8 protein-coding genes (1 of these 8 only partly in view) are annotated in these 12965 nt (G+C 55.7%); 4 read left to right on the forward strand and 4 right to left on the reverse strand.

Annotated elements, in window-relative coordinates; genetic code table 11:
• Positions 1 to 269 carry the 5' portion of an Hsp20/alpha crystallin family protein gene (locus ACZ5EH_RS02775; protein ID WP_464276613.1) on the reverse strand. 145 nt of this gene lie to the left of the window's left edge, so only the first 269 of its 414 coding nucleotides appear in the window; its start codon is at positions 267 to 269; the stop codon falls past the left edge of the window.
• Positions 270 to 819: 550 nt separating this feature from the next.
• On the opposite strand from ACZ5EH_RS02775, the gene ACZ5EH_RS02780 reads away from it, so the two are divergent.
• A complete protein-coding gene (locus ACZ5EH_RS02780) occupies positions 820 to 2067 on the forward strand; it encodes an HDOD domain-containing protein (protein WP_464276614.1) in 1248 nt (415 codons plus the stop codon).
• Positions 2068 to 2079: 12 nt separating this feature from the next.
• Entirely contained in the window at positions 2080 to 4374 is a 2295-nt protein-coding gene (locus ACZ5EH_RS02785; RefSeq protein WP_464276615.1) for a bifunctional diguanylate cyclase/phosphodiesterase, read from the forward strand.
• A 94-nt stretch (positions 4375 to 4468) separates the two neighbouring features.
• Here the strand turns inward: ACZ5EH_RS02785 and dnaK are convergent, their stop codons facing one another.
• From dnaK to ACZ5EH_RS02800, 3 genes are all read right to left on the reverse strand, one after another.
• Positions 4469 to 6394: a molecular chaperone DnaK gene (gene dnaK, locus ACZ5EH_RS02790; protein WP_464276616.1), complete on the reverse strand. Its 1926-nt coding sequence runs from the start codon at positions 6392 to 6394 to the stop codon at positions 4469 to 4471.
• A gap of 469 nt (positions 6395 to 6863) precedes the next feature.
• Positions 6864 to 7685, reverse strand: a complete 822-nt coding sequence (locus ACZ5EH_RS02795; protein ID WP_464276617.1) for an AraC family transcriptional regulator — start codon at positions 7683 to 7685, stop codon at positions 6864 to 6866.
• Between the two features lie 79 nt (positions 7686 to 7764).
• Complete coding sequence (locus tag ACZ5EH_RS02800; protein ID WP_464276618.1) at positions 7765 to 8154, reverse strand: cupin domain-containing protein; 390 nt, start codon at positions 8152 to 8154, stop codon at positions 7765 to 7767.
• Between the two features lie 187 nt (positions 8155 to 8341).
• Here ACZ5EH_RS02800 and ACZ5EH_RS02805 point away from each other — a divergent pair, with 187 nt between their 5' ends.
• Positions 8342 to 9370: a class I SAM-dependent methyltransferase gene (locus ACZ5EH_RS02805; protein ID WP_464276619.1), complete on the forward strand. Its 1029-nt coding sequence runs from the start codon at positions 8342 to 8344 to the stop codon at positions 9368 to 9370.
• 71 nt (positions 9371 to 9441) lie between these two features.
• Positions 9442 to 12183, forward strand: coding sequence for a PAS domain-containing sensor histidine kinase (locus ACZ5EH_RS02810; protein WP_464276620.1), 2742 nt, complete (start codon positions 9442 to 9444; stop codon positions 12181 to 12183).
• Positions 12184 to 12965: the final 782 nt, after the last annotated feature.

Raw genomic sequence — 12965 nt, forward strand, 5'->3', positions numbered from 1 at the left:
TAAGGGCGCTCTCTGCGGTAATACTTCCCGTCGTCCGCCTTGCGCTCGCCTTTAATGGAAAGCGTCGCATCAGTAAGCGTCAACTCCAGGTCATCGATAGCCAGCCCCGGCACCTCGAGGGTTGCATAGATATTGTGATCATCTTCGCTCAGATTCAAAGGGGGGTACGTGCCGCGCCTCTGGCTGTAGACCAATGGCGTGAAGAACCCGTCCAGCAACCTGTCCAGGCTCCTGTCGCCACCAAAAAAAGGACTGAGTTCTGTAACCATTTCAGCTACCTCCGTTGATTTTTTCTGCATAAAAAATAATCTCGGAGCCGGCCGAGTCAAGTGCTGTTTCAATTTTTTTAGTAATTACATTTCAACGTGTTAACCACCACGTCTCTGTACATTTCCCCCAAACGCACGCTGCAACTTGCACGCACATCTTGCGGGCCAAGTGTCGGAATCTCCGCGATATGGAGCACATTTCAGGCTACTTGTTTCCATATATAAGATGACGTTACTCGCAAGCACCCCTAACATCTGTGAATATAGCGAGAAACTTCCTCCTCACTCCCAGGCAATGGAATCGCCCTCATTGGATGCGAAGCCATTAAGGAAAACCTTTCCCTTCGTGTCACCAAATCCTCACAACATTGACAACGCTTTACCTTTTTAAGATAAACAAATCACTAAGGGTCATTCATATTTTTTGCCGGTGCTTCAACTTTTTTTGTTTTGCCATCTCCAATTGAAATGAAGCTTCCCGCCATGCTATTATCCCTCTCAGACCCTTTCAACCACCTGGACTATTTGCATTATCTTCACAGAGGTCCTGATGGCGAGCATAAACACAACAGACCTTGAGCCCGGAATGGTCCTGGACAAGGACTTGCGATCACCGCAAGGGCGCCTTTTGTTGTCCAGAGGCGAACCTCTGGAATGCAAACACATTACGCTCTGCAAACGCTGGGGCATTCCCGGTGCGGAAATCGCAAACATCACTTCCGAAGAAATTGCAGGGAAGGCACAGAAATCTTTTTCCCCTGTGGCCAGGGAACTGAGCAAGGCGCTGGCTCAAAAGCGGTTTTGCAGTCTTGATCTGCAGCATCCGGCATGCAAAGAGATTTTGCGCCAGTTTTTGTTGCACGCAGCGCGCAAAATTGACGCCGGCGTCATTATTTCAGGGGATTCCACCACAATCAGCGCACCTGCAGCAGATGAGCAACTGCCCCCCCTCCCCACACCGGAGGCTATTGTCGGCAAAAGTGAGACATTGGCCACACTGCCGCAAACCTATGCCCAAATAGTGGAGGCTCTGGACGCGCCGAATGCATCTGCCGCCTATGTGGCGGAAGTCATAAGCCGCGACAGCAGCCTGAGCGCAAAACTGTTGCGGCTGGTCAATTCGCCCTTTTATGGATTCCGCCAGCGCGTGGATTCTCTGGACCGTGCGGTTGCTCTTGTGGGGTCCAGCCAGTTGAGCACCCTTGCGTTGGGAATTTCTGTGTTCAGTCTCTTCAAGGGTGTGCCGTCCTCGGTCTATTCCTTGGAGGAATACTGCAGGCACAGTGTCGCCTGTGGCATAGTTGCCCGGACACTTGCCGGATACTGCCAGGGAGTCAACAGAGAGCGCATGTTCGCCCTTGGCCTGTTGCATGACATCGGCCGGCTGGTAATCTGCCTGCAACACCCTGTTCATTGCAAATACATGATGGAGATATCCCTTTATGGTCGCTCTCCCCTGTATGCCGTTGAGCAACAGATGCTTGGTTGGAACCACGCATCCCTCTCGCAGGAATTGCTAACCTTTTGGGGACTGCCCGAAGAGCTGTGCCAGGGCGTAGGCAACCATCATCCGCCCTTCACAACCAGCCTGAATGCGGAAAGCAAACTGCTGCATGTAGCGGATGTTCTTGCCCATGCCCTGGTCCTCGGCAACTGGGATGCCTTGCGCATTCCCCCCCTTGATATCAGCGCCTGGGAAAGCTTGGCGATAGACTCCAGCGTCATTGCGGCCGTGATGCAGCAGACTGAGCCTCTCATCGAAGATATGTTCAGGGCCTTATTTCAGGAAGCGGTATAGCGTGGAGCCTCTATGCGTTTGAATGAACGGGTCGAATATCTCGAGCGGGTGTACCGCTTCACCTTGGAAGCCTTGGAATCCGCGGCGTCCCTCTCGGATTTCCAACAGAACCTTACCGCTTTTGATTCCCCGGCCATGATCATCCAGGAAGCGGCAAAACGCATACTGAAACTACTTGAACTGACCGGTCTGGCGATCTACCGCATAGACGAGGACAGCGCCGACTTTTACATTGCGCACTGCTGGCCTGCAGCAATGGAAGATAATTTCGTCCAGGAATTGGAAGGCCAATCCGAGAAAGGCACTTTTGCCCAGGCCCTGGATATGCAGAAGCCGCTTTTTGTTTCGGCTGAAGCGCCCCCTCCTTCCAACAGCGGCCAACTGATCCTGCACCGTATGGCCACGACCACGCGTATCCGCGGCATGCTCATGGCCTACCCCGCCAAAGGGCTCAAGGACATACCGGACAGCTCTTTGCATTTGCTTTCCCTGATCATGCTGAACACTGCGAACAGCCTGGAAAGCCACGAGTTGTATCGCCTTTTACGCGCGGCCAACAATCAGCTGGAGCGCAAGATAGAAGCCCTGGACGAACAAAAGGCATTTTACCAGCAACTGTTCGAGAACTCTCCCCTGGGGCTTGCCCTCGTTGATACTGAAAGCAAAATCATAGAGGTCAATTCGGGATTCGTGGATCTGTTCGGATACAGTCAGGAACACTGTGCAGGGCGCATCTGCCACGAACTTATCCTGCCCCGCATGTACCATGGCACCTTTGCATCCCTGCATGCGTCCCTGCTCACCGGCACGCCTACCTCCCGAGAACTGACCACTCGCAACAAGCAGGCCGAGCATATCCCGGTTTCTTTTCTGGGGTACCCGGTGATTCACGATGGAAAAGTACAGGCCGTGTACTACAGCTTCCAGGACATTTCATCGCGCAAGGCCTTTGAACAGCAACTTACCTATCAGGCGTTTCACGACTCGCTTACCGGGCTGCCCAACAGAGCCCTGTTCATTGAGCGCCTGAACCAGGCCATCAAACGCTCGAACCGCGACGAGCACCACCGCTTTGCCGTGCTCATCCTGGATGTGGACCGCTTCAAGGGAATCAATGACAGCCTCGGCCACATCATCGGCGATAAACTGCTGCAGGAAATAGCATCCCGCCTGGCCAGCAGCATCCGCAATGTGGACACTGTCGCACGACTGGGGGGCGACGAGTTCGCCATACTGCTGGAGGGATTCCACAGCGCCCAGGAAGTGACGCAGGTAGTGATGCGCTGCAAAACCTCCCTGGAAGAACCCTTCCTCATCAGTGAACAGACAATCCTTACAAGCGCAAGCATCGGCATCGTACTGCGCAACTCGCCAGAGGAATCGCCAGAGGATTTGCTGCGCAACGCCGATATTGCAATGTACCGGGCCAAGGAAACGGGGGGCAACCTCTTCAAATTCTTCAATCCCGCCATGTTCAATGCGGCGCTGCAGGCCCTCAGCCTGGAAGCCGAACTGCGCCAGGCCATGGCGCAAGAAAATTTCTCGCTTTATTACCAACCCATTGTGTCTTCCCAGGACGGCTCTCTTTGCGGACTGGAGGCCCTTGTCCGTTGGGAGCACCCGACGCAAGGGGTGATCTCCCCTTCCCAGTTCATCCCCATGGCGGAAGAAACCGGGCTCATTGTTCCGCTGGGAGAGTGGGTGTTGCATGAGGCCTGCCGGCAGCTCAAGGAATGGATAACCCTCTACCCCCAATGGACCTCGTTGTACGTCAGCGTCAATCTGTCTGCACGTCAATTGGGATTGCGCGGCCTGCCAGCAATCGTGCAGTCCGCCTTGGACACATCCGGAATCCAGCCTTCATCCCTGAAGCTGGAAATCACGGAATCAGCCATGATGCGCAACATCAAGCTGTGCCAGGAAGTGCTTACGCGTCTGAAAGAACTTGAGTTGCAGCTAGTTATCGACGACTTTGGCACTGGCTACTCCTCTTTGAGCTACCTGCATCAGTTCCCCATTGATTACCTGAAAATAGACCAGTCATTTGTTTCCGGCTCCTCCAAAGGGTTGAGCAAGCCGGAAATCGTCTCCACCATCATGGCCCTTGCCAACAGCATGGGCATCAAAGCGGTGGCAGAAGGCGTGGAGAACATGAACCAGACGCTGCAATTGCGCCGCCTTGCCTGCCCTTTGCTTCAGGGGTTTCTTTTTTCTCCTCCCGTGTGCGGCAAGGATGTCACGGCGCTTCTCGGAGCTGGCGGCGCTTCCAGTTTTGCGCAGGCTCTGAAACTTGCAGAATCCTACTGAGCGGCACGCATCTTTTGCTTCACATTGCAAAAGGCGGCCCCCCTTTCGGGAAGCCGCCCATACATATAGATAGGAATGGTCTGTTCAGTACGCGTTAGGCAGCGTGCTCCGTATACTCGGCGTCTATTACATCGTCATCTGCATTCTGGCCGGGTTGCGCGCCCTGAGTCTGCTGGCCGCATCCTCCAGCGCCGCACCCTGCGTCTGCCTGCTGGCCGGCATTGTTCTGGTAGAGCTGCTCCGCCAGGGCGTGGGCTGCATGGGAGAGGTCCTCGGAGGCCTGCTTGATGGCGGCTTCGTCCTCACCAGCAAGCGCGGTCTTGACGGCTTCAATCTTCGCTTCCACGTCTGCCTTTGTGGCAGCGTCAAGTTTTTCACCAAGATCCCGGATACTCTTTTCCGTGGTGTACACAAGCGTATCCGCCTGGTTGCGCGCCTCGATGAGGGCCTTCTTGCGCTCGTCTTCCGCTGCGTGGGTCTCGGCTTCCTTGACCAAACGGTCGATCTCGGCCTCGTCCAGACCGCTGGAAGCGGTAATGCGGATGCTTTGCTCCTTACCGGTGCCCATATCCTTGGCTGAGACATTCACGATGCCGTTGGCGTCGATGTCAAAGCTCACTTCGATCTGCGGTACGCCGCGGGGCGCCGCCGGGATACCGGTCAACTCAAAACGCCCCAGCGTCATGTTGTCTTGCGCCATGGGGCGTTCGCCCTGCATCACATGCACGTCCACAGCTGGCTGGTTGTCCGCCGCCGTGGTGAACACCTGGCTTTTGCGCGTGGGAATTGTTGTGTTGCGCTCGATGAGCGGGGTCATTACACCGCCCATGGTTTCAATGCCCAGGGACAACGGGGTGACGTCGAGGAGCAACACGTCTTTCACATCGCCAGCCAGGATACCGCCCTGGATGGCCGCGCCCATGGAGACCACTTCGTCCGGGTTCACACTGCGGTTGGGCTCCTTGCCAAAGATATCCTGCACCTTCTTTTGCACCAGAGGCATACGGGTCATGCCGCCCACCAGGATGACTTCGTCGATCTCGGTAGACTTCAGGTCCGCATCAGCCAGGGCCTTCTTACAGGGAGCTTCAACACGGGCGACAAGGTCCTCCACCAGACTTTCCAACTTTGCGCGCCCCAGCTTGAGCATCATGTGCTTGGGGCCGCTCTGGTCTGCGGTGATGAAGGGCAGGTTGATCTCTGTCTCCATGGAAGAGGACAATTCCTTCTTGGCCTTTTCCGCAGCCTCTTTCAGGCGCTGCAGGGCCATGCGGTCCGTGGAGAGGTCGATACCCGTGTCATTCTTGAACGCATTCACCAGATGGTCGATGATCCGCTGGTCAAAGTCTTCGCCGCCCAAAAACGTATCACCATTGGTTGCGCGCACTTCCACGACACCATCCCCCACCTCGAGGATGGAGATATCAAAGGTGCCGCCGCCCAGGTCGAAGACAGCAATCTTTTCGTTGGTCTTCTTGTCCAGACCATATGCCAAAGAGGCCGCGGTGGGCTCGTTGATTATTCGCTTTACTTCCAGCCCGGCAATACGCCCTGCGTCCTTGGTGGCCTGACGCTGGGAGTCGTTGAAATAGGCAGGTACGGTAATAACGGCTTCGGTAACCTTTTCGCCCAGGTATGCTTCAGCGTCAGCCTTCAGCTTTTGCAGAATCTTGGCGGAAATTTCAGATGGAGAATGGGTGCGGTCACCGACTTTCACAGCTGCATCGCCGTTGTTGCCTGCCGTAATTTCGTATGGAGAATGCTTTTTCCAGGCTTGCACTTCAGCAGCATCCGCCTTGCGCCCCATCAAACGTTTGATGGCGAAAACGGTTCGTTCGGGGTTGGTTACGGACTGCCGTTTGGCCACTTCGCCCACGAGCTGTTCCTTATCAGTAAAAGCAACAACTGAAGGAGTAGTGCGCCCGCCTTCGGGGTTGTTGATGCATTTGGCTTCCTTACCTTCCATGACATAGACGCAGGAGTTGGTGGTTCCCAGGTCTATTCCTATAATCTTGCTCATATGCCTCCCTCCTTGGGGTGATATTTAACATTTTTGTTAAACACAAAGTAAAACCTGCATCAGGTCTGTCAAGTGGCTAATGCCCTTTTTTGGGGAATTCGCTCTGCAACGCGTTTAAAACAGAACTTCAGCGCTACAGGTGCTTCAGAGCGACGACAAGTAAGAGGCGATCATTATTCTATAGCAAAGGTATCCATCCAGAACCACGACATTGCATCTATGGTGCATTGGTGCGTCGTTGCTTCTGGAATGGCCTTCTTGTGCATCGCCCCCAGTGACAGCGGTTATCAGTCGTCGCATTTGGCAACGCCACTCAAGTCACTTTTGGCAAAACACCGTTCGCCTTTTTGTTTATAAAGTAATAATGCAGTGTTTCCCTGTGTCAAGGATTGCGACACTGAATTTACCCCTGCGCGGATACACGCAGTAAAAAACTGAAAATATGGAAAAAACTAAACGAGGAGGAAAATTAATCGCCGCAGGAACGCAGGTACGCCCCTGGTGGCAGACCCATGATTTTCTTGAAGGCACGAGTAAAATGGCTTTGGTCGCAAAACCCGACTTCATGTCCGGCTGCGCATGCGCTGTAGCCTTCCCGCATGAGCTGGCGCGCACGCCCTACACGCACTTGCATCTGCCAGGCAAGCGGTGTCACCCCCATGGATCGAACAAAAAGACGGTGCAGGTGAAAGGGACTTATCCCAACGTTTTCGGCCAGTTCATGCAAATCAAGGGGCGCGGCGTGGTGCTCTTTAATGGCGTTGACAGCCTTATGCACCAGGCCAGGGATCAAAGGGGGCGGTTCCGGATTGTCCAGGGCATGCTCCTCAAGCAGCAACACCACCGTCTCCAGAAGCAGTGTCTCTGTTTCCGCAGTGGCAGCGCCGGTTGCTCCGGCTAGGGACTTGAGGTTCCGGGCAAGCGCCGAATTACGAAAATAAGCGTCAGGAAACCGGGGCAAGCCGCCACCACACCCGGCATCGCGGGCGACCTTTGCAACATATGCGGCAGGCAAAGCCAGAGCGCAGAAGGCGAGTTCGCAATCTGTTGGGGCCAGGCAGGCATGGGGTTGATTGGGGTGCACCACAAACATGCACCCGGCGGGGATCGTAAGTTCCCTGGTCCCAAGTTGCATCACGCGTTCACCTGATTCCACCAGGCCCAGGATATAGCTGGCGTGGGTATGGCGCGCCACGGTACCGGGCACACCCTCCCCCTGCACCAGATCGGCGCCCCCGCCAGCAGCGGAAAGCACCTTGAACATGAAACGAGCTTGCCCTTGCACGGCCACGCCCCGCCTCTTGAGCTTTCTCAGACATTGCTGCAACCGCCGGGAGCACAGGCCCATGCACCCGGCGTGCAGACATCTGCTATAGCAGGGCGGGAAAGAACTTGGCAAACAGGACAAGCCCTTTGTCGCCGGCAGTCACTTCATGCACGGCACCGCTCTTGATGACAGCCATGGTGCCGGGGGTATACTCCACATTGCGCTCGCCGACTTTGGCGCACCCGTCGCCGGCAACCACTTCATGCAGCTCCCATTGCGGGTCATGGGTGTGGCTTTGCAGACATTTTCCAGGTGCAACCCGGACCAGATGGCAGGAGAGCGCTCCCTTTGTGGCCTCGCCCCGCACCAGGTGCTTGAGCTCCACGCCTTCAAAGTTCGGATGCTTGTTCCAGGCGCATGCGTCCAGCCGGCAGGCGCCTTCTTCCAAGTGAGCCAATGCTCCCATTCCCCAGTTTTCCATATCCATGTCCATGGCGGACCTCCTTTGTTGTTGTGTTGCTGCCAGAGGTACTCCCCACATCCCGGACAGACTTGGACGATCTTGCTCTTTTCTGCTGCTTAATGTGTATGTCAGGTTGCGCATGCCGTGCGTCCCTGCTATCGGCTTCACGGGCCAATACAACCGTAAGAACAATGCGCCATAAATCAGGAGCCAGAGCATGCAGTCCAAGGAAAAGAACATTTGCATTTACGGGGTGGGGCAAGCCGCCCGGGAAGCACGAAAGGCGCTGACAGACCTGGGGATTCTCCCTCTTGCGTTTCTGGCGCTCCCCGAAGAAAACGCCCCAGAGGAATTGGATGCACTGCCCGTACACTCCCTGGCGGCTCTTCCCGATCACCTGGATGGCGTGCCTGTGCTGCTGGCCGGAGATGCACCCCGCAAGGCCTCCAAAATGCTGGCAAAGCGTTCCGCCACGGCAACCGGCCCGGTCTTCAAGACGTTTGCCGCCGTGTTGGAAGGCATGGCGGCTGCGCTTGCTGCGGAGCATCCGCTTCTGTTTCCTGACCGCCCTGACCCGGATAACAGACGCATGTTCGACTACGATCGCTCCCTGCTGCCCAACAAGTTGCTGGCTCTGTATGAGGAAGGCGTCCATAGCACGGAGGAGTCTTTTGCCCGCAGTGGCCTCACCATTGGCTACCCCGGCTGGAACCTGCTCTATTATTCCTGCCTCTGCGCACTCAGGCCCGGTGTGCATAATCTGATTTTGGAAACGGGCGCCAATGTTGGGTGCTCCACAATCGTACTTGCCCAGGCCATCCGCGATTCCAAGTACCGGGGCAGTGTGGTTTCGGTAGACCTGGACCCTGCCGTACTCAAAAAAGCCGCCATAAACCTCGAGCTTGCCGGGCTTGCCGATCTCGTTTCATTGCACCAGGGAGACAGTGTGGCTTTCCTCAAGGATTTTGACGCCGGCTCACGGCCCGTGCCTTTTGCCTTTCTGGACGGATGCCACGAAGCGCCCCACGTTTTTGCAGAGTTTCAGGCCCTGCACCCCAAGCTGGATGCCGGCAGTGTTGTTTTTTTCGATAACGTGGACGAAGCCGATGGAGTTGCAGGGGCGCTGCGGCGCATCATGGCAACCTACGGGGGCAATGTCGTTCGGTTCGAAAACGCGTCCTGGAATCCCCCGGGCCAGGCGGTTTGGCAAGCGGACGGTCTTGCGGCCATACCCGTGGAAGAATAAACACCGCCACAAAAAGAGGGCGAAGCCGCGCACGTCTTGACGCACTGGCGGTTCTGTTCCATGGACAGCGTATGCCCGAAAAGACACGTTCGGCTGCAGCCACTCTCCTGCTCCGATCCGCCGATGAAGACACGCTTCTCGCGTGGTTTCTCGGCGAGATTGCAGATACCCCCTTCTGGTCATGGGACCAGGGGGACCAGGGTGACCAGGGCGGCCCTCTTCCTTTTCAGTACGCCGCCTCGGTGTTGCAAAGCATGGACGCAGGGCAAAACGCCCACGACCTTGACGCCATCGCCACAATCCCCTCCGTGCTGCAACCAGCACTCCAGGACAAGGAAAACCGCAAAACCCTGGAGCAGGCGCGCAGTGAACGCAACAACGGCGTCTATAAACCGTATTTTCTCCGTCTGCCCCTTTCTGAAAATGAAGATCGGTTGCTGCGCATTTCTCCCCGCCCCATTTATACGGGGGACGGCCAGCTTTCAGGCGCGCTGGCAACCTTGGATGACGTGACAGACCTGCGCAGAAACAGAGAGGTACTTGGCGCAGGGCATGAAAAATTTCGTGTACTGTTTGAGACGCTGCCCATAGGCATCACCATCAGCGATGCAGAGGGAAAGATTCTTGAAGTCAATCCCGCCAGCGAAAAGATTTTGGGTATGAAGACCGAGGAGCACACCGGGCGCACCCTCAGTGGCAAGCCCTGGGACATCATCAGGCAAGACGGCTCGCCCATGCCGGACAGTGAATTCCCGAGTGTTATTGCCCTCAAAACAGGGTGCACCTGCACCTGTGAGGAAATGGGCATCCGCCATTCCAGTGGCGAAGTACGCTGGCTGAGTGTGATCGCTGTGCCTTTGCCCCTGCCTGGGCACGGCGTTGTCGTGTCGTACGCAGATGTGACGGAACGCCACAAGGCAAATGAAGCGCTTCGCGACAAGGAACGGCGCTACCGCCTAGCGGTGGAAGCCGGAAAAGTCTGCATCTGGGAGTGGGATCTGGACAGCGACGCCATGTACCTGGACCCCATGTTCAATACCATGCTGGGATACGAGCCCGAGCCGCTGATCCAAAAGGGCGAGGAATGGCTTGATCTCATCCACCCTGAAGATCGTCCCGCCCTGTTGCAGGCCCTGCGCGACCACATAGAAGGGCGCGCGCCCATATTTGAAAGCGAACACCGCAAGCTGCACCAAAACGGGGATGTGGTCTGGATCACGAGCCGCGGGGTCATGCAGCCTTCGCCCCATGGCGGCACCGGCGTGCTGAGCGGTTCCGACCTGAACATCACGGAGCGCAAAGCAGCCGAGCAGGCCGTTGAACAAGAACGCCGCCGCCTTTTCAGTTTGCTTGACCGGCTGCCGGCTTTTGTTTCTCTGCTTTCACCTGCCGGTGAAATTCGTTTTGCAAACCGTTTTTTTCATGACGCCTTCCACTCGCCTGAGGAACTTGCCGCCTATGAGGCAATGCATGCCGGCCCTCCTGGCGAACCAGGCCCTTTGCAGGAACTGTTCGAAGTCCGCAGCCTGAGCATCTGGGAGTGGCGTTGTGAAGAAACAGGGCGCCACTATCAGGTCTATGGCTACCCCTATGAAGATACAGACGGCCTGCCCCTTGCCCTTGAACTCGGTATCGACATCACATCCAGCAAAAAGGCCCAGGAAGCCTTGCTGGCCAGTGAAGAACGCTATCGCAGCATTGCCGAGAGCCTGGCCATGGGGCTTGCCATCGTGGACGAATCCATGCGCCTTGAGGCCGCCAACCCCCGCCTTCGGGAGTGGCTGCCCCATGTTGATTTTAACGCAACGCCCGACTACCGGGACATTTTCGCGGGCTGCTCCCCTTCACCCGGCCAGGGTGACAAACCCGGCGCAGCCGGCGACCCGCATACGCCGCAATCTGAAGCGGAGCCATCCCATGGCTGTCCTGTGACCTTGGTAAGAAATTACGGGTATGTTTACGAGGCATTGCACGACGTACAGACCCCGGCAGGCACCCGCCGGATGCAGGCCACTTATAGCCCTGTATTTTCCCCCGATGGCAAGGTGGGTTCGGTGATCGTTCTCGTAGAGGACGTAACGGAAAAACTCGAGGTCCAGGCCCGACTGCAACGCGCACAAAAGCTTGAAGCCCTGGGCACACTTGCGGGGGGTATTGCCCACGAGATCAATCAACCGCTCAACGCGTTGCAACTGTACGCCAGCGGCCTGGAAATGCTGGTTGAAAAGGATCACCACTTCGACCGCGAGACCCTGCTGACCCGCCTGGGATGGATTCTACGCGAAACAGGCAGAATCCACGAAATCATCACCCACATGCGGGCTCTTGTCCGGCAGGAAGCAACCCCATCGCGCCCTGCCGCATCGGATACCCAGGAATGCGTACGGGACGCACTCTCCCTTTTGCAGGCACAGCTGAAAGCCCACAACATCGGCATAGAAGTGGAGGCCATACCGACACTGCCCCCCGCCCAGGCAAACGCGGTGCAGCTGGAACAGGTTGTCATCAACCTGGTAGTCAACGCCATGCAGGCATTGGACAGCGTCAACCGCCAGGACAAGCGGATTCTGGTGCAGACCTCCATGCAGGGAGATCGCCTTGCCTTGAGCGTGCATGACAACGGCCCAGGCCTGCAGGACTTCGGGGACAGGGTTTTCGACCCCTTTTTCACCAGCAAGGAAGCAGGCTCGGGAATGGGACTCGGCCTGTCCATCGTGCACACCTTTGTCACTTCCTGGGGCGGTGAGATACACAGCGGCACCAGCGACATGGGGGGCGCCGTTTTCACAGTTCTGCTGCACCCTGCAGCCTAGCATTTCCACACGCCCTGAAACAATACTATAGTTTCAGTATTTTACAGCATTATCTCAACGCATCTCCCACCAGTCCGACAATGCGCAATGGCACCTTGCGCACGGCAATTTTTTTAGACTTTTTAACTGTCTAACAATACATAGCTTTTTCTTCTCCATCAGATAACGCGCGGCCCAGTAGTTGCAACACATACCCATTCACGCCTCCCCGAAGACAAAATGTGTTTTTCACACCCCCATTCTTGACCTCCATACTGGGCTTTCGCAATCACCCAACGTAAAAATCTTTTTTTATCTCATTCCTGTGACAAACAGAATTGACACTTGATTTTCTCTAGAAATTTCGAGGGGTCTTCTTTTTTTTCCGCAAGTAGCGGAAAAATACTGTAGCTAACCCTTTCGTAACATGTTCATAACTCTTAAAGCAGATGTTTTTATTATATCTTTTTTTACACACGTCACGACGTCGCAACTTGTCTATTGTTTCAAAACCACGACATCCAACATCTCTGCCGGATTTGTGCACTTCCGCACAGGAACAGGGATGCAGTAGGTTATGCACCGCTGCAAAATTAATTTCTTTTCTATTTCGGAACGTTGAATCTTAGATACAACACCAATTTTGGAACTCACCTTCACAAGTCATCTTAACTGGAGTAGTTTTTCCCTTGCGTGGCTTTTTTAAAAAAATTCTTGGCATTTTCTAGGAAGAGAGTGTAGGTTTCTACCAGGACTCCAGGGGTCCGTGGGATGTGCGCTGTGCCGCTTGTGGCGGGCTGTGA

The organism is Desulfovibrio biadhensis, from assembly GCF_055388615.1.